Here is an 18488-nt window from a genome sequence, read left to right as displayed (position 1 = left end):
GCGCAACAGGTTCGATACTTCACGTTACAGTGGCGTACCTTGGTTCATGCCGAGCAGTGTTTGGGTAAGGCGCAGCGCTTGTTCATCCAGCGCTTGCCCCCGCTGCCGGCTCGTCCAGTCATAGGCGAGGCGCAATTGCTGGTCTGTCAGCGTAGGCTGGGGGCTTCGCTCCCACGCCACCTCTGGCAGCGCCTGACGCAAGCCGTCCAACTCCGGTGGCCAAGGCGGTGGGACCTCATCCGTTCCAAGGCTGAACAGGTAATTGGAAGCCTCCTGCCAGCGTTCGCGGATCTGCTCGAAAGCCTGGGCATGAGCATTTTCCAGATAGATACGGAAGCTGGGGCGCTCCGCCACCCAGCGCGAGAAGGCAGCATCGGTATCAGCATCAAGCACTGCTACCCCTACACGTTGAATCGTTTCACCCCTGAGGTAGGCGTCATAGCGCATTCCTCGTACCTCGGGCAGCTCAAGCACACCTTCGAGCGCTCTAAACAGCTTGAGGCGAACTTCCACTTCATCCAGCCCGTCATCAAGCCGCGCATCCTCAATATCATCGAGTGGGTCAAGCGCAGGAAGATCGGCGCGTGCTTCAGCGATGGCTGCCCTACGGGCCACGCGCGCGCGGACGATGCGGCGGGCGAAGTCATCGATCAGTGCACGGCGCCACAAGCCACGGTGGAACGTCAGGGATTCGCGCAATGGGCCATCCCCAGGTGTGGCCGAGGTGGCTACGATCCGCCAGGCTTGCACTTCCAGCTCCATTTCATCCAAGGTAAGCGACACACCGTCGCCGCAGGTGTTATGGGTGTCCTGTGCCAGCTCGAACAGGCGCTGGCGCAGGGTTTCCAAACCAGGCCCTGCCTGTTCGCCTGGCTGTAGCCATGTTGCGACCAGCGCGTGAGCACGGGCCCTGACTGCCGCCGGGTCGGTACGGTAGTCTGCCGTATCGACGACACGGCTGAGGAGCCGATAAAAGTTGGCCGCCTCAACACTGGACCGCTCGTTGCGAATGAGCGCACTCAAGGCCTCTGGGCAGTCGATGAGCCACTCGTCCTGGTCTGGGCCCTCATCGGAGTCCTCCGAACCCAGGTCGGAAAAATAGTGCAGGTCCGACCGTTCGAGTATGGCTCTGCTCTGTTCAGAGAGTGGGTTGCCGTCCAGCGTCAGCCGGCTGCCGTGATAGGGAGATTCCTCGTCTGCACGGCTCTCTCTGATGCGTTGTATGAATCGAGTACCTGAGAAATCCGGCAAATCGATGATTACATTGCGCAGCAGGCTCACGTCTATCAACCTGGGTGGGTCCAGGTCCATCAGGTCAGTCAAACCGGGTGGAAAGCCTTCAAGCAAAGCGTTGCTTAAGTCCAGCAATGCAAGCTGCGTCAAGCCTGCTACGTTAGGCGCTAACCTCAAAGGGTTACCGCTCAAGCTGAGTTCCTGAAGCTGCGTCAGTTGGTTGAAGCCGTTCACCGTCTCCGGGGTAAGTTGAATTTCGTTATCGTCCAGCTCAAGGGTGCGCAACTCGGGGAGCTGGCGGAGCCGTTCAAAGTCTTCCACGCCAAGGGTCAGACTGGTACGCACTAGCTCCAGATGACGCAACGTATTGGCCGCCGGCTGTACAGCATTGAATACCTCCAGGAACGTACGCTCCCCTGTGTCATCCAGGTTTAGCAATTCCAGCCGAGCGAATCGAGAAACGCCCGACGGCACCCGTGCCAATGGATTCGCGCTCAGGTCAAGCCACCTCACATTCGGGAACCGCTGTAGAAAGGCTTCATCGACATCGGTCAAATCCATGTCGACCATAGACAGGCGACCAACATGGTTGAAATCCACAGTCAGGCTTGGCAATTCAGCCACTGTCCAGTTGTGCAGGCTCACACTGTAACCTGGCCCGCCCGGTCGATAGTTCACGCTGCGGCGCTGCCAAGCCGCAATCAGCTCATTGCGGATGGCCTCACGGTTGGCCTGCTCATCGGGCCGCTCTTCGGTAGGCACTTCGCTGGCACGGTGTACCCACGTATCTAACTCCGACTGGAGCCGGCTGAAGTCCTGGTGCAGCCTTGCGAGCGCGCGGGTGGCAGACTCTCCCTCGCCTAGCCCTGTTCGAATGTACTGCAGCTCAGCCTCGCTGACCTCTGGGAACAGCCCACGCAGTGCAACCATCATAGGGTGAGGGCCAGGCAGGGTGTTCAGCCATCGCGGCCTGCCGCTTAGTGTGTAACCCACGGCACCATTTGGCTGGCGAGTAGGCGCCCTGAAAAAACGCTGGTTATCTGCGGCCATGCCGAGCAGCACACGCAGTGCGCTGCGGTCGCTCAGTGCCAGGCCAAGCAGCTGGGTTCGCAGGCCTGCGCTATCGCCAACGCGCTGCATGAACGATGGCCTGATGTGATCCGGGACGGTAGCGTACAGCGCGCTTTCCAACGACGTAAGCTCGCTGAGCTGCTGCCCTTGTTCGTCGAATGCCTGATAGCGAGTGCCGCTGCGCACCACTGACCAGCGCGGCCCGGTAGCGGGGCCAGTGTGTTCAAGTACAACGCCGTTCAGGTGAGATTCACGTAATTGCAAACGCATGCTAGCCGCCCATGGGCCTAGCTCGGCCCACAGCCCGAACACGAGACGGTCACGGTCGGGCCCTGGCCTGCCTTGGGCCAGCGCATCGCAGGCCGTCGCAACCCGTTGTTGGCGCAGCGCTTCCACTGCAGCTCCCGCTACCGCAGGCGGGATGCGGCCCGCTCGCAGGGCCTCGCGATGGGCTTGTGGAAGGTCGCAGGACAGGCTGTCGATGGCTTCATTCGTCAGGCCCGGAAAGTGCCGTTGAAGGGTCAGCGCAAGGGTGTCAGTGCGTGCTTCGCTGGCCATGATGCGCCTAACCAACTGCTCGCGCTGGCCTTCCAGGTAGTGCGCCCAATGATCGGCCAGTGCTTGGTAGGCAGGCTCCGGCGGTATCAAGGACATGTCCATGCCTACCAGCGCAGAATACGCATCGGCCCCCAGTTGCTGAATGACCCGTTGCGGCCACGTTCCTTCTCTGAGTGCGGCATTATCGAGCTGTACAGGATTGCCTTGGGGCTCGCTTTGCGTCGCGGGCCTGGGGTTCGTGGGTGTAGCGTCGCTGACAATAGCCAACGTGCGGCCCGCCGGCCATCCCGGCACCTGCGCCAGCGTGGCAATTACTTCAGGCGCTGCACCTTCTAGGCGTCGAGTGGTGCGCAAGGCTTGTAGGTTGGCCGCCAACTGGCGCTCGACCCGTCGCCGTGCAAGAAGATGTGCCAATGGCGAAGGTGCAGCTGCGCCATCAAGGTGTGCCTGGCGCAGTTGAGCGTCGCTGATACCGCAAAGCCGCTGGGCTTCGATTAACTGCTCCTCTGGCAAGGCCTCATACCGATGATCGAAACGACGAATCAAATCGGCAGCGCTCCAGGTCACTGGGCTATCATGCGCGGCACGCCAGCCGCCTCTGCCATTGCCAAGCAAGAGTGGCGCGTAGCCTGTGGTGTCACCTAAGGGGCGCCGCAAGCGACGCGTGCGGCCGTGACCCTCGACCTCATGGAATTCTCCTTGTAGTCGAACCCACGCTCGGCCTTGGTGGCGGTACACACCATCCACTCCCGGGCTGACGTCGCTTGGAGGCACACCGCTCGCCCGGAAGTCATCCAGATCAGGCTGCCAGAGCCTTACTTCCCCATTGGCATCTGTGACGGGCACCAGGCGCTCGGCAAAGCTGACAGCGGCAGGCGTAGGGCGAGGCCGATGACCTAGACCGAAAAAGCCGACGTTTTCTACCGCGCCGAACAGATGGTCTAGGGCAGCTTGGCTGTCGCCCGCCTTCCAGGCCTTGACACCTTCGTACACGTTGTAGAGCCCCTGCCCCAGCACGATGGCATCTACAATCACATTTACGCCCGGCACGGTAGAGCCCACCATCAAGGCCAATGTAAGCCCGAGTTGTTCGCCCATGTCTACCCAGTGTGCGTACCGCTCCACGGTGTCGCGCCGGTCCACCCATGCGGTGGGCACTGCCAGCTCGCCCGCATTAGCCAGGGTTTGCTGCGCCCATATCCGGTAGCCCTCAACGAAGGGGTCTCCCATAAGTGGCACAGGTGTCCAGGTGAAGTGAGAAGACCTCCAGCCTACCGGTGCGGTCACCTCCTGAATTTTTTTCATGAATTCGAGGCGACGTGCCAGGGGCGCGAACTGGTTGAAGAACTTCTGAAAAGCAGGTTGCCTTAAACGCTCGCCTAATGTGCTGACGAAGGTTTTCACATCAGCGTACTGAGTAACGGCACCTGCCGGGTCACCGGGAATATAAGCCACTACCGACTGTGTATCTTCAGTCGGTGTCTGCGCTGCGAATACCAGCACACCCGTGAGTGGGAAGTCGAACAGCTCAAGGCGGCTGGCTTGGGCAGGAAGAGTCCCACTGCCTGGCGCCAGTCCCCACCACGAGAGCAATTGCTCGCCCTCCTTGCCCAAGTGGCCACTGAGGGAGGCGCTGCAGGCCTCGCTGATGAAACCTTTACGCAGGCTTTGGAACGCCAACCAGGACAACGCAGGCACGTCTTCCAGCCGGTCGGTACGCGATGGCACCGCGTCGGGTATCCAGGTACTCAAGGCATGCTGATAGCCACCGCCAATATCCAGTGCCCGGCACCGGTTGGCAAACGCCCAGGGTGTTATCGGCAGTGGCCGGGCAACGTCAGGCTTACCATCGGGTCGCGTCCCGGCATAAACACCTGAGCCAGGACCATAGCGTGCGGGCGAGGTATCCCGCACGTGAAAATTCAAGAGTGCCGCCTCCAGCAGGCTGCTCTGTGACGGCGGGCGCTTGCCGTCTGGATCGACCCAGTACAGCACAGCGGCCTGTGGATCGACGGTTGCCAGGTCCATGGCGCTCAACTCGCCACGCAAGCGCTCAAGTGCGTAAGCCTGGAGTGGCATAAAGGCGTTGCTGGCTTGCTTGAACGCGTGACGGGCAGCCTCGGCTTCTTTAGCGAGCAGGTGCAACCTCGCACGGCCATCGGGTGGGGCATTGCGAAGCCAGGCAGGTATGGGCGCCGCGACGAAAGCGGCGTGCGCCAGAGTAGGGTTTGAAGTGGTATCGGTCATCAAGGGCCTCCTTTCGGGAGGCCGATGCTAGGCCGCTAGGTATAGCCTGGGCGGTACATACTGCTTACCAGAAACGCGCGCCGCCGACCTTGCTCCACAGGCGGGTGAGCGCATGCTCCACAGACCCACTGGCTGCAAGCCCTACACGCTCGGTGAGGGTTTTGCGCTCGGCGTAGTGCAGGTGGAACAACTCAGCAGAGCGTGCTCGTTCTGCCAGGTATTCGTCACTGGTTTTGATCTCGTCGACCAGCTTGCGCTCCAGCGCAGCAACCCCCAGCCACACTTCGCCAGTGGCCACTTCATCAATGGCCAACTGCGGGCGGTAGTGCACTACAAAGTTTTTGAACAGCCGATGAGTGACGTCCAGGTCTTGCTGAAATTTCTCGCGACCCTTCTCGGTGTTCTCACCCAGCACCGTAAGCGTGCGTTTGTATTCACCGGCCGTGTGCATCTCGACGTCGATGTCATGCTTGCGCAGCAACCGGTGAACGTTAGGCACCTGCGCCACAACCCCGATGGAGCCCAACACCGCGAAGGGCGCGCTGATGATCTTTTCACCAATGCACGCCATCATGTAGCCCCCGCTTGCAGCCACCTTGTCCACGCACACGGTCAAGGGCACCCCTGCCTGACGGATGCGGGCCAACTGCGAACTGGCCAGCCCGTAACTATGTACCATGCCACCGCCGCTTTCCAGGCGCAGCACCACCTCATCCTTAGGGGTAGCAAGCGTCAGCAGCGCAGTGATCTCATGACGGAGGCTTTCAGTCGCCGAGGCCTTGATGTCGCCATCGAAGTCCAGCACGAATACACGGCCCTTGGTGTTAGCGCCCTTGGCCTTTGCTTTAGCCTTGCGCTCGGCTTTCTCCTCACGTGACTGCTGCTTACGCAGGCGCTTGAGGCCGTCTTTGTCCACCAACGCGCTTTCCAGGCGTTCACGTAGCCCTTTGTACAGGTCGTTCAAACGTGTCACCTGAAGCTGGCCGGCTTCTTTGCGACGGCCTTTGCCGCGCGCCGAGGAAACAGCAGCCATCACTACTAAAAAGGCAATGACCAGCGTGGCGGTGCGGGCAAGAAAACCCAGGTATTCGGAGAGAAACTCCACAATCATGCTCAATCAGGGAATGAGCCAATAGAATAGGGGACCACAACCAGTGATGTCTAACGCTTCGTGACACGTTGTGACAACAGGCAGGCCAAGAGCCAGCATGAATTCAATCTTCTGGCCGGGCTCCCTCCAGGGGTCCTTATCGCCCGCTCGCGAGGGGTCCCTATGGCGCCTGCGCGGGACCGCACGGGGGAAAACCTTGAGGCGACCTTCTATGAGATGGGGTCTCGGAAATTTCTACCAGATTTTGGCCAGAGTAAAGCCAGGACCTTTAAGCATCCTCGTGAGCCATAGGGCCACCTGAAGCGCCACAGAGGCCCAGTAGAGCGCCTGTAGCGTGTCCATGATGGGTGTCCTATAGGTGGTGTTAACGGGTCTTGAGGCCCAGTTCAGCGGCTCTTTGAGGTGTCAGGTTGCCATTCGATACAGCAGCACGTAGGCCCTTCTGGGTGTTCCTATGGGGAATCCTCAAGGCTTTCCAGTCACACTTGTCATTGAAGGTCATGCGCTTGAGGATGTCTGCGCTATGGTCATGACCCAATGAGGCCATCTTGTCAGCAACCAGTGACGCCACTTCGGGCATCTCAAGGATGGCCTCGAAGGCGTCATAGATCATGTCCTCGAACCCTTCAGAGACCCATGCGGCGTAACGTAGGGATGCCTGTTTGGTCGCCCATGTACCGGTGCCGTTCGAGCTTTCCATTTTCTGGGAAGCTATGAATCTCTGAGCTTCTTTACGAGATGCCCATTTGCCTGGACCTTTCGCCTTGGGTAGCTTCAAGGTCCTCCAGATATCTGTAAGGTCCCATTGGCCCGCATCGTTTGCCTTGAAGGCATGACCTTCGATGATGATGACGTGTGCAGCGTGTTTGTGTCCGATGTCGACGTTCATTGGTCTTTCCCCTCTGTAACGTCCTCCAGCAAACCTATCCGGCAAGCAAAGAGGTATGCTGTCACAAAGGGTATATGGCAAAGCCGACTGTAAAGAAACGTCAAGCTAAGCTTCTTGCTGATAACCATTTCGGGCCATTCATCCGACCCAATCTCATTAAGCATGCAGTGGACTTCCATCCGTATTTCAGTAGGGCTAACGCTGGCGAGCGTGGCTAAATCATAAAATGATAGGCCGGGTAGTCCATTAACCGAGCATCGGGAGGCGCTTATAGCGTCTGAGAGTTCCTTTAGGGTGTTCGCGTGAGGGATAAACATAATTGTCGCTACTCCTTTTGATTGCTCCCTGAGTTCGCTCCCACAGGCCAGCACACAGACCCACGACAAGGGTTCTGGCAGGTGGCACAAGGAGCAATCAGAAGAACTGTGTCTGATGTGTGCCCAGCGACGGGCGATGAGTGAAGCGTGAGGGCCCCTGCCAGTCCTTCTATAGGACCGGCCTTACGGGGCTCGTGAGATAGTCGTTACGCAGCGGTAACGTTGACCGTAAAGGAAGCTGAGAAGCCACCATCAACAGTGGTGCAGGTGATAGTGGCCTTGCCTACCTTTATGCCTTTGACCGACCCAGCAGCGGACACAGTTGCAACAGAGGCATCCGAGGTGGCCCACGTTACGTTCTGGTTGGTGGCATTGGTGGGCGTGATGGTCACGGTGTTCGAGTAAGACGCACCTACGGCAAGGTCCTTAGAGGCTGTCTTAAGGGAAACCCCCGTGACGGCCACGGTAGGAGGCGCACCAAAGTAAATGCGGGTAATCATGGGGAACGCTACCGTCTCGGTCTGCAAGCCATCGGCTGTGAGCTTCACCTTTACCTTGCCGTTGGCCACAACATCCACAGTGGCCATAATCTCCAAGTCCCAGCCTTGACGGGCGCCATTACGGGTCACCACGACTCTCCAGATATCCCCATTGCCCCGCTCACGGTAGCTCAACGAGGTGAAGGACTTAGGCAGCATGAAGATGCCTTGATCTGTCCCAGCGTAGGGCTGGATACCAGTCCCAAGCAATGACTCAGCATCAGGACCATAACCGGCACGCGTAGCAGCAAGCTCCAGAGTGGATAACATTGAGGCCGGGAGGAGGATCAGGAAGTTCCTCAAGGAGGTCCCTACGGTTTGGTTCACGTAGGTAGTGAGCAAGTCAATCAGACCATCTGCCACATCGGCAGGCTTGCCCGTAGGCATGGTCTCATACTTGACCTCGGTGGACTTCGCCTTGGTAAGCATGGCAGCAATCTTCCCGGCTGCCGCGTACTCGATATCTTCCAGCATCTTCTCGCCTGTTTGATGCATGGACCCTACAGTGAAGCCAGCCATCAGGTTGTGGTCGAGAATCGTGGTTCGATAACTAATCATCAATGCGCTGTCAGTGGGTTCCGTGAAAATGATTGAGCCAGCCAGGACATCCCCTTTAACTACGGTCTGGTTATCCCAGTTCTTGCGAGGATCGAAGGTCACCGAACGGTCGGCCATTGTGATGACCTGTTGGCCGGTAGCCTCAGAGCCTGCTGGGCGGAACTCGCAAGGGGTCTTCTCGATGGCCGCTTGGCGCCATTCTGGACCATTCAGATAGTCGTCGAGGGCCTCGCTAAGCGCTTGTACATAGGCGCTCACATCCGTAGCAGCTTGTGTTTCAGAACGCACACCGCTGGTGTTGAACTGAATGGAGCCGTTATGGCTATCGGTGATGGCAGTTCGGTAGGTGCTGGGTTTAACGTATTGGTTAGGAAGTTTCATATGGGTCTCCTGAGTTTGAATTCTGATGAATGACGACTGTTAGTAGCTGGAACGGCGGGCGGCTCGAATCTGCTCACCATAGGCTCTAATAGCGGCGGCACTGGCTTCACGGTCTGCCTTCGCTTGGGCAAGTTCACGCTCCGTGGGCTCATAGCAGCGCTCGGCGTGCCATTGGGCTTCAGCTTGCGCTCGTGCCCGCTCCTGAGCTTTCTCCTGTTGGTCTTGACGGAATCGTTTAGTTGCCTCAGGGCATGCACTGGTACTCAAGCCAGCCTCTGTGAAAGCCTTGATGATTTCAATCTGGCGACCGTAAAGCGTGCCGCACTGGGAAACCAACATGGGCAACAGGATTGCCTCAGCATATTCACGGGTGACAACTTGTCCGCAGACAGTCGCTTCAGTTTTCGTAACTCGGGTGATATTGATAAGCATGTTAGGGTTTCTCCTATGGGGACCCTTTGAGTCGAGCTTGGCGCCATAGAGGCACACGACCAGACGGCCAAGGAGAGGAAGCCTCGTGGGCATCTTCCAAGCTCGATCAAAAGGTTCTGGGTTTGATGTTTTTTGTGGATAGCATTCAATTAGTCATGGCTGGGCTAACTGGTGCCGGGCATTGCTCTAACCTTGGCGCAAGGCTGATGTAGCGGAGACTCAGGAGATTGCCCCTGTGTCCATAGTGAGGGGTTTTACGACATAGCCTTCGGGCCATCGACCCTGGAGGACAGCCTGAAGGCTCCAATGACCTCATCAAGCGTCAATCCGTATTCGTTGATGAAAGTAGACACCACGTAGAAATGCTGAGGTCTTAGGGCTTTACGAAGGTGCTCAAGGGGCCCCCGGTGAAAGGCTGCTTCCCTAATAGCAAAGCCAAGTGCCTGGGTCATATCCCGTTCAAGCAGGAGCTTTGCCTTAACAAAGTAGAAGTTCCAGCCTTGGTCAATGGAGTGATCTGAAAAGTGGAATCTTTCGTCTCTCATCTGGCACCCCTTAAGCTGATCTTGGAGCCGGGCTCCATGGGCACCTTCAAGCGGGCACTTGCCAGGGCTTGGGGACACATTCCCTGATCCAGTAACGAGGCTAACCTCTGGGCGGCCTTAGGGGAAGTCCTGAAAGCTATGGCCTGGAGTAGTTGTTCACGGTCGAAGGTAACGGTGCCTGCTTCATAGGACCGGAATGGTAAGTTCGTATCGCCCATGACCCTAAGCATTTCTATGAATTGAATACGGGCTTGATGGGGAAAGGTTGTAGACAACAGGTTAAGATGTTCGTCGGTAAGCCTTGAGCTTGACAGACAAACGATTAAGGTGGTCATAGTGGTTCTCCTTATGATGGGATGGTATTGGTCGTAGACCCATCCTAACTGAAGATTCTTAAAGTTGATCTTTAGATAAGATAATAGATATTTTATAAGATAATAATTACAAGAGTTATCTAAAGATAATCTTTAAGATAAAGGCCCCCTTACAACTTGAGCGATACACGGTGGCCCCAATCCCGTGCATGGTCTCAACAGGAGTGATCCCCCATCGCGACATTATCAAGCTGTGCTCCTACCTTCTGGAGCCGGATGGTTTCAATCCGCTTACCCGAGGGCTTCGGACGTTGGCTTACCCGCAAGGCGCCCTTCGGGGCATCTTATGGTTGGACTCTTGGCGTCTCGGTGGTCTCTGGTCGGGCCCGCTGAGGAGCCCGGAAGATATGACACGAGGGACCTTATGAGCCCCTGTGTCCATAGTGAGGGTTTTTAATCTGGAAGATCTGCTTTGTTGTCACGCTTGGCTATTCCTTCAAGAATCCCCTCAGGAAGTCCTTTATAAAGGGCGTCGAGCGCCTTTGGCCGTGCGATTCGATCTTCCACAACTGCATTAAAAAGAGTGAAAAGCGTTTGACAAATTTCCGCAACGTCCTCAGAGGCAATTTTCCCAGGATGAACTGCATTATTGCCTATTACGCGTACAACATCCAAGGCCTGTTGGATCTGTATAGGTAATCCCTTGGCCACAAGACTTCCTATATCATCATTAATATTCTTTCCTTTCTCCCCCAACTCAATGCACAGTTTCTGAATACATAACCGCAAAAGAGCTGCGCTACCTCTTGGAGAGCGTACCGCAATCTCGCGAGCCTCCATGTAATCCGACTTTATGTCTTCAGGCGCTTCAGGGTGAGGCATAGGAGCGAGCGTGGCGTTGGGTATAATCATATACGCCCTTTCTTCTGCGTCATCTGGAAGGTGCCAGTATGAATCCATTCCGCAATGAGAGCAGCGAGAAACTCTTATTGGGAGCGATTGATAGCTATTACCGAAGTAGCAAGAAGGCGCAGCCCAGTCAAACTTTGCATACGCTTCGCAGCGAGGACAGTTGAAAGCTGTTTTATTAAATGCGGGCGCGACATATTTAGACATACTCTATCCTCTGGTTTAATAACGATACGCTTGAATCGCCTTTACCTAACGAGCCTTAAAGCCTCCACCATCAACCCCATTGATGCGGTCGCATTGCCGCCATACAGGTCAAACGCTATGGCACCTGACGAGTGCCCCAAGATCGCCTGAGCTACCCCAAGGGACACCCCAGAGCCCTTCAGGTCTGAAGCCAGTGAGTGCCTCAGCGAGTGGAACGACAACCCAGTACCCGTATCAGTCCCCAAGACATCTCGGATAACCTGATTCAGCATCTGGTCGAATCCACTTTTGGATGGCTTGAAGACCTTACCTTCGACACCTGAGAGCGCCTCAAGGATTGCCTCGGGAAGACCCACCAGCGGCACTACACGGCGACTGAACTTGTTCTTAAGGGTCTTGCCGTCCTCATCGTTGATGGACATCATCCATTGGCCATCCTGCTTATAGATATCCTTGCCGTGCAACTGATGGATTTCGCCTATGCGAGCCCCTGAGGCAATCCCAAGGAGCATAGCGGCTTGCTTCCAATCGCCTTCAGGCAATCCCAAAGCCCAAGCCTTGAGGCTATCCAGATGGTCCTTAAGGAAGGCTGTACGCTTGCTCTCAGCGCCCTTCTTGATGGTCAGACCTTTGCTGTAGTCGTGTTTCAGTAGCCCTGTTGTGACGCCCCAGCTAATGACCATGGAAGCGTGAGTCATAAGCTTGTTCACAGTGCCCGGCACGCGGGTCTCCGTGAGAGAGTCCCTAAGGCTGAGCATATTGGCCCGCGTATGGGTGGATAGATCAAGGTCCCCAAGGATCGCCGCTATGGTCCGTGTGCAGGCCTCGTGGTTCTTCTTGGTAGTAGGCGCAAGGTCCCCTCCCCGTTCTGCCTTGAAGGCTTCGTAAAGAGTGCTGAAGGTCACAGAGGTGGCTTGAGTAGCCTGGAGGATTTCGTTAGGGGCAGTCTTACAGATAGGGACAGGCAAGGATAGCTTGGAGCTATGTCTGCTGCCTATCTGATCTAATTCTTCAATGATACCCAAAAGGGGCTTAAGGTTGCCCTGGAGCCGTTCTTCACCAGCCCCCATGATCCTTGTCCCCATCATCACAGCACGGGCACCTGCATAGCTCAAAGGCTCCGTAGCAGCAATCTCAGCGAGGTCCTCACGGATATCTGAATAGACCTGCCCTATGCCCATATCAATCTGTGACCAGATGGAGCGGGTGTTGAGGATGTCCTCAGCGATTTCCTTAAGGCGCCCTTGAAGCTCCTGCCATGTGGCATTGGGCTGGTCGAGGTGAAAGGCTCGCAAGGTAGAGAGGAGTCGTGTTGCGTGTGTCATTGCCACTGCCCTATTGGTCGTCTTCAAGGCGACGGTGCAGGATCGCTTGGACCCTACAGGACGCACCCTGAGGCTATATCGGCCATCTCTACGATAAATCCAAGGCTCAGCGAGCGCAGTTTCTAACAGTTCGTGACAGGCTTTTGAGGAGGTTACTGGAGCATCCATGGCGAAACCCTTGTGTTACTTGGGGTTGGCCCTAAATGGCTGAGTCGGAGAGAAACTCCACAGTAGCTCCTGCAGCAGATTGAAAACGTGTCCAAGCATACCGGCGAGTGTGACGGGGCGGTAGCTGTGGTTCAGTGTCGGGCGAACAACGGCATGCAAAACCTGCACTAAAAATGAAACACTCTTTTGAAACGATCGTATGAATTTCGTTGACAGCGTTTCCGAGGGCTTCTAACCTGCCCTCACGCTGCCTATCCCTGAGCATCAACCGGGTGTGAAGTGCAAGCACATCAGTGCTGCCCCTTGGCGTGAAGACCTATCTCTACCTGACCGAACAGGACTGCTCATGAGCGACGCAAACAAAGCCATCGAAACCATGAAATCGAAATTCAACCCGTCTGCCGCAGCGGGGCTGGACTTGGTGTTTGGCTTTCGCATTGACGAAGACAAACACTTTAACCTGGTGGTAAAGGACGGTGCCTGTGATATCCAGCAGGGTGAGAACCCGGACGCCAGCGTCACGCTGGTGATGGACAGCGAAACCCTTGAAGGCATCGTGAGCGGTGATACCGACGGCATGCAGGCATTCATGCAGGGTAAGCTGCGTGCCGAAGGCGACATGATGCTCGCCATGAAACTGAGCGAGTTGTTCCCCGTATAATGCGTACCCCACCCGAGCGCCCCTATGTATTGCCTGGGCGCCCGGGCATAGGGTCAGCCGATCAGGTCACGGGTAAGCTGTAGCAGCAGCTGCCGGGCCGCCATATTGGATTGATCTCGGAGTCGATTGCACAAAACCTGAGCCTGGTGCTCATTCAGCACAGGTGCTGACACCGGCCCCGCCGGGTTTTGCCATGCAACATCCGGAGCCATTGCTGAAAGCGTGTCCAGTGCGCCCGGCGAGAGCGGCTGATCCGGCAGCTCGCCTGCGGCCAGGGCCAAGACGTGTTCCAGGGCCTGATAATAGGGTTCTCTCACGCTATCGAGCCTGTCGGCGTAGCGCCTTTCAAGGGCCTCCCTCCATGTATTCTGATGGTCAACCAACCAGTCACTGAACCCATCCAATGTGTCCAGTGCCCGCACTCGTTCAGCGATTCGCCCGGCCGTGCCTTCGCTGATTATTGCATCGTACAGGCGCTCACTAACTGGCGGCAGGTCGAGCGTGGTCTGCAAGCGCTGGCGAAGCACAAGGCGCACCTCTACCTCATCCACCCCCATGGCCAATTGATGGTTCGGCAGGTCATCGCTCAGGTCAGTTGCCGGGTCCGTGGCAACCTCTCCCGCCAGCCTTGCAGAACGTGCTCGCACCAGGCGCTGTGCCTGTGCGTCTAGCAGGGCCTGCCTGAAACTACGGCGTGCCACTATGGCGGCCTCTCGCAAGGGGGCACCTTCCCCGGTTGACATGGAGCCGGCGATGGCTCGCCATACCGCAACTTCGGCTTCGAACTGATCCAACGTAAGCACAATACCGTCGCCGCAGGTAGCCGAGGCTTCGGTAGCCATGTCGTATAACCTGTCCCGCAGCTCGGTCAGCCCTGGAAGAGCATGCTCAGTAGGCGAAAGCATCAGGCTGGCCAGGTCCCAGGCACGGCCGAGCACCTCACCACGCTGATCTTCTCGGGTCGCGCGGACATAGGGCGCGGTGTGAACGATACGGCTCAGCACATCAAAGAACGGCCGGGCGGCAGGTGTCTCTCGGGCAGCGTGAACCTGCGCTTGCAGGGTAGGCGCAGCACCTGATAACCAGCGATCTTCGAAATCGCTGTCGTTCATACCGTGTTGTATTTCCATTACCGTCAACGGATTATAGTCAATACCCGCCTCGTCGAGCTGAGCCACTGAAGCTTCATCCAGCGGGTTGGCGTCAAGGATGAATTCAAGCCCGGGGGCTGTGACGATCGGGCTTTGAGACGTGCGCCTGAAGAACTCTGTATGTGTGAGGCTAGGGAGATGAGCGATGCGGTTGCCTGCTAGGTTGACGTAGGTAAGGCGAAGATTGGAGGCGCCCATTAACTGCTCCAACCCTGGTGGCAAGGCCTCCAGCTGGGCGTCGGCCAGCGAAAGCCAGCTAAGGTGAATAAGGTTGCTGATCCGTGGTGGAAGGAACAAAGGGTTGCCATCAAGGGACAAGGTCTGAAGGTTTACCAAGCCATTGAACGCACCCTGGCTCGCAGGCGTTAGCGTGAGTGTATTGTCATCAAGTTCCAGATCGGTTAGCCACGTAAATGCACCAATAGCTTCCAGTACGCGCCGGCCGGGTAGTGAAGGGTTATGCGACAAGGCCAGGCTTTGCAGCGAACCGATGCAGGGGCGAAGCCAGTCCATGACCTGGCCGGCACAGTGGGGGCCAATATTACGCAGTTCTACCTGGCGCAAGCGGCTCAGCCAGGCCGGCCCTTGGGGCAATTCCAGCAGCGTATTGTCGCTGAGGTCCAATACATGGGCATTGGGGAAAAGCTGTAGGAATTGGGCATCTACACGCTCCAGGGCCATGTCGGCCAAGTGCACCTCCAGCACTTGGCCAAAGGTGCATTGCAAAGGCGGCAGTGGGCCCTCTAAGCGAAGATGAGACAGGTTAAATATGTGGCGCACCGTGCCATCCATGAACCGTGCATCAGGCGACTCGTAGCTGCGCTGCCAAGTGCGCAGGATGAGGGAAGCCGCTACATCACGTGCTTCTCGCACCCGCATGTCATGGTTTGGACCCGCCGGTGACTGCTCCCGCCAATCCATCAGAGCCACGTGCAGATCGTTCAATTCACGTTGCCGACGACCTAGCTCTTGAAGGGCCGCTGGCCCCTCGCCGATTTCGGCCCTTATCGCCTGGAGGGACCGTGGGCTCAAGTCGGGGTAGAGTTGGCGTAATAAAGTAGTCAATACATCGGTCGTCGAGGTGACCGTACTGGCACCGGGGCCGCGACCACTGAGGGAATACCCCACCCTGCCATCGTGCACGCGCAGGGGGGGCCGGAAAAAGCGACGCGTATCCGCTATCATGCCCAACGTCTTGCGTACTTCACCGCGCTGGCCCATCGCTAGTGCCGCTAACCGCTCGCGCCTCCCTGGCTCTGCCCAGTGCGCTAAGCTTAGCTGGCCTTCACCTGGCGCTAATACCGTAGGCAATGTGCTGATCAGCCGCTGGGCATCTGCTGTAGGATAACCGTCGTGAACGGCCTCGCAGCACAGGCTGATACGTAGCTCGCGTTGGGCTTGGGCCGCCTCCTCTGCGATCGCTAGCGGCACCCGGCCGGCCTCCAGCATTTCACGTTGGCGGCTGTCGCAGGCAGCCGCCAGCTCGGCAGCGACTTGCTCTGGTAGTGACTTAAACTGCCTGACCAAGGTGGCAACAGCAGGGTCGCCGATCGAGCCTTGGCTCATCCGGTGAATCAGCTGCCATTGCGCATGCTCCAGCTGGGCTACCCACTGTTCAGAGAGGCGCTGCATAAAGGCCTCTGTTGATTCGCCGAGCCTGATAAGCGTAGACAGCTGATTGGCGTGCATCTGAGCGATAACGTCGGCAGGCCACGTGCCGTCGGACAGCCCCTGCGCACTCAACCGCACCGTCAGCGCTGCATCAGGATGAAGACTGAGCACCTCCCCGTCCCCATTTACCACCTCTAGCCCTAGATCGGCAGGCCAGCCCGGCACATCGGCCAATGGACGAACCAGATCTGGGTGGAGCCAGGGGAGCCGGCGGTTTTCCTTTAGGCCTGCTATGGCGCGGGACAGTGCAAGGCCAATGGTTCTGCGGCGCAGGTGGTATCGTAGCCTCCCAGGCAGAGGCTCATTGCGCCAGGCACGGGCTTGAAGCGCAGCGTCGTCGTAACCGGCCAGGTCGTGGGCCAGCGCTACTTGGGTGTCATCCAGGCCGTGAGCTTCAGTGCCACCTCGACGAACCAGCTCAACGCCGCGCCATTGGCCTGGGTTTTCATATTCGCCACGCCACCCTCCGTGGCCATTGCTCAGCAACCTGGGCGCCACGCCAGGATAATCGGCCGGTAACACCGGCTGGGCCTGCCAGGCCGTGGCCCCAGGCTCCACTTCAATGTAATGATCGTTTAGCTTTATCCAGCGGCGCTGGCCGTCGCTGAGCATGCCTGCGGCGTCTAGTTCACCGGCCGCAGGGGGTGTTTCCCTGCTACCTAGCAGGTGCAGGTCCGGCACCCATAAGCGGCAGTCGCCAGCGGCGTCCACAATCATCCTTAAACGGTCTGTCAATGTTTGAGCAGGCGCATCCGCCACCGGATGAGGCGATGCCAGCAGGTAGCCGGTATTTTCCAGTGAGCTGAACAGCAACGCGCGCGCCTGGCGCTCGTCCCCTTTTGCCCAGGCGCGGGATGCCTCGAATACGGTGCGCATGGCCTGTACCATGGAATACACACCGATAACCTGGCCTACCCCAGGAATGAAGGACGCTACGAACAGCCCCAGCTGCTCACCGATGGCAACCCATTGTGCGTGACGCGCCTGTATGGCCAGCCGGTCCAGGCGCTCGACAGGCGTGGCCAGTACGGCCGCATCTGATAGCCGCTGTGCACGCCAGCGGGTATAGCGCTCGGCAAATGTGCCGTTAAGTTGCGTCAGGGCAAGCCAAACCTTAGGCGGCTCGAACGGGGGCTGTTGCTGGATAAGCCGAACAGCGAGCGTCCAAGCTTCGATAGGGTTCACGACCGCGCGGAACCACTGGTCGAAATCGTCCGACGGGACCCCTTCTATAGCCCGCACGAAGGCAGCTTCGTTGCCCAGCCCGACATAGCCTGAAAGGAACCGCAAGTACGCCGGATGATGAACCCGACGCTCCACTTCCTTGGCCATGGCATCGAAGCTCTCAAATTGAGTCAAAGGGCTGTGGGGGTCGTTGGGGATGTACAAGACACAAGGCCGGCCCGTGGGCCCGTTCTCGTCAGCGATCACCACTAGTACACGGTCCAGCTCGAACCCCGAGACTTTCAGTGCTTTAGCCTGAGCGGGCATTGCCACAGCCGGCGCTTGGGTTGGGGCTTCGATGAGGGCGCCTGCGCTATAGAGCATCCCCTGCCCTAGGGTGTCCAACGTTCCCCGAAGCATCGCAATACAGGCTTCAGCAGCCAGCGCATCACGGTCTGCCTCAACGAACGCCCCTGCCACGTTATCAATCGACAGCGGTTCAGCCACAGTCGCCGGCAGATAGCGGCCCAGTTCAGCCGAAAACTGAGCTCCGGGGTCCAGCGCTCTGCAGGCCTGAGCAAAGGCCCAGGGCGTGAAGGCCAGGGGCCGCTGCAGGTCAGCAGCAGGCTCTTTGCCCGGTGCACGATGATAGAGGCCAGAGCCCGCGCCATACGCTGCCGGCTCGGTATCATCGGCGGTAAAACTACGCAATGCTGCCTGTAGCAGGGTGCAGGTGAGCGGAGGTTCTTCCTCGCTGGGGCTCACCCAATACAGCACGGCGTGGTCAGGGTTTAGCCCAGGTTCGCCAAGCGTGGCAAATAACGGCGTCATCAAATGCCGAACGAACGCGTCGTAGTGCGGCGCTGCCTCGACTTGGGCTTGGAGGTTTTCCCGCGAAACGTGTGCGCGTTCGCACAGCGCGTGAACTTCGGCTACCTGCGTGGCGGACGCGCCAGCCAGCCAGCCTGGCAAGCGGGGTGCGATAAGGCCTTGAAGATCAGGCAGTGACAGTGGGGTATCAAGGGACATGGACCGCT

Annotated in this window: 10 protein-coding genes; 1 reads left to right on the top strand and 9 read right to left on the bottom strand. The window is 57.9% G+C overall.

Going from position 1 to position 18488, the window contains the following annotated elements:
* Nucleotides 1-24: 24 nt before the first annotated feature.
* The 8 genes from HBH25_RS14500 to HBH25_RS14465 all read right to left on the bottom strand — a co-directional run bounded on the left by HBH25_RS14500 (nt 25) and on the right by HBH25_RS14465 (nt 12636).
* Nucleotides 25-5109 (bottom strand): dermonecrotic toxin domain-containing protein, encoded by a 5085-nt coding sequence (locus HBH25_RS14500; RefSeq protein WP_168084624.1) that lies wholly within the window; start codon nt 5107-5109, stop codon nt 25-27.
* Between the two features lie 64 nt (nt 5110-5173).
* Nucleotides 5174-6214, bottom strand: coding sequence for a protease SohB (sohB, locus tag HBH25_RS14495; protein ID WP_168084686.1), 1041 nt, complete (start codon nt 6212-6214; stop codon nt 5174-5176).
* Nucleotides 6215-6584: 370 nt separating this feature from the next.
* Nucleotides 6585-7109 (bottom strand): KilA-N domain-containing protein, encoded by a 525-nt coding sequence (locus tag HBH25_RS14490; protein WP_168084623.1) that lies wholly within the window; start codon nt 7107-7109, stop codon nt 6585-6587.
* Between the two features lie 523 nt (nt 7110-7632).
* Complete coding sequence (locus tag HBH25_RS14485) at nt 7633-8904, bottom strand: Ig-like domain-containing protein (RefSeq protein WP_168084622.1); 1272 nt, start codon at nt 8902-8904, stop codon at nt 7633-7635.
* Nucleotides 8905-8943: 39 nt separating this feature from the next.
* A complete protein-coding gene (locus HBH25_RS14480) occupies nt 8944-9336 on the bottom strand; it encodes a hypothetical protein (RefSeq protein ID WP_168084621.1) in 393 nt (130 codons plus the stop codon).
* Nucleotides 9337-9590: 254 nt separating this feature from the next.
* Nucleotides 9591-9881 carry a hypothetical protein gene (locus HBH25_RS14475; RefSeq protein ID WP_168084620.1) on the bottom strand — a complete coding sequence of 97 codons (291 nt, stop codon included), beginning with the start codon at nt 9879-9881 and terminating at the stop codon, nt 9591-9593.
* Nucleotides 9882-10648: 767 nt separating this feature from the next.
* On the bottom strand, nt 10649-11311 hold the full coding sequence (locus HBH25_RS23360) for a DUF4145 domain-containing protein (RefSeq protein ID WP_168084619.1): 663 nt from the start codon (nt 11309-11311) through the stop codon (nt 10649-10651).
* Between the two features lie 41 nt (nt 11312-11352).
* Nucleotides 11353-12636, bottom strand: a complete 1284-nt coding sequence (locus HBH25_RS14465; protein ID WP_168084618.1) for a tyrosine-type recombinase/integrase — start codon at nt 12634-12636, stop codon at nt 11353-11355.
* A gap of 514 nt (nt 12637-13150) precedes the next feature.
* Here HBH25_RS14465 and HBH25_RS14460 point away from each other — a divergent pair.
* Nucleotides 13151-13465 carry an SCP2 sterol-binding domain-containing protein gene (locus tag HBH25_RS14460; protein ID WP_168084617.1) on the top strand — a complete coding sequence of 105 codons (315 nt, stop codon included), beginning with the start codon at nt 13151-13153 and terminating at the stop codon, nt 13463-13465.
* 53 nt (nt 13466-13518) lie between these two features.
* Here HBH25_RS14460 and HBH25_RS14455 read toward each other — a convergent pair whose 3' ends face one another.
* Nucleotides 13519-18480, bottom strand: coding sequence for a dermonecrotic toxin domain-containing protein (locus HBH25_RS14455; protein WP_168084616.1), 4962 nt, complete (start codon nt 18478-18480; stop codon nt 13519-13521).
* Between the last annotated feature and the right edge of the window lie 8 nt (nt 18481-18488).

The sequence above is a fragment of the Pseudomonas quercus genome (genome assembly GCF_012033695.1).
GTDB lineage: Bacteria > Pseudomonadota > Gammaproteobacteria > Pseudomonadales > Pseudomonadaceae > Aquipseudomonas > Aquipseudomonas quercus.
The sequence above is the reverse complement of the archived record's forward strand: the minus strand, read 5'-3'. Positions and strand labels throughout refer to the sequence as shown.

Bases quoted from the DNA above. Each gene is read 5' to 3' on its own strand.
- HBH25_RS14475 (WP_168084620.1), bottom strand. From the start codon at position 9,881: ATGAGAGACGAAAGATTCCACTTTTCAGATCACTCCATTGACCAAGGC.
- HBH25_RS23360 (WP_168084619.1), bottom strand. From the start codon at position 11,311: ATGTCTAAATATGTCGCGCCCGCATTTAATAAAACAGCTTTCAACTGT.
- HBH25_RS14490 (WP_168084623.1), bottom strand. From the start codon at position 7,109: ATGAACGTCGACATCGGACACAAACACGCTGCACACGTCATCATCATC.
- HBH25_RS14455 (WP_168084616.1), bottom strand. From the start codon at position 18,480: ATGTCCCTTGATACCCCACTGTCACTGCCTGATCTTCAAGGCCTTATC.
- HBH25_RS14500 (WP_168084624.1), bottom strand. From the start codon at position 5,109: ATGACCGATACCACTTCAAACCCTACTCTGGCGCACGCCGCTTTCGTC.
- HBH25_RS14460 (WP_168084617.1), top strand. From the start codon at position 13,151: ATGAGCGACGCAAACAAAGCCATCGAAACCATGAAATCGAAATTCAAC.
- HBH25_RS14485 (WP_168084622.1), bottom strand. From the start codon at position 8,904: ATGAAACTTCCTAACCAATACGTTAAACCCAGCACCTACCGAACTGCC.
- HBH25_RS14465 (WP_168084618.1), bottom strand. From the start codon at position 12,636: ATGACACACGCAACACGACTCCTCTCTACCTTGCGAGCCTTTCACCTC.
- HBH25_RS14480 (WP_168084621.1), bottom strand. From the start codon at position 9,336: ATGCTTATCAATATCACCCGAGTTACGAAAACTGAAGCGACTGTCTGC.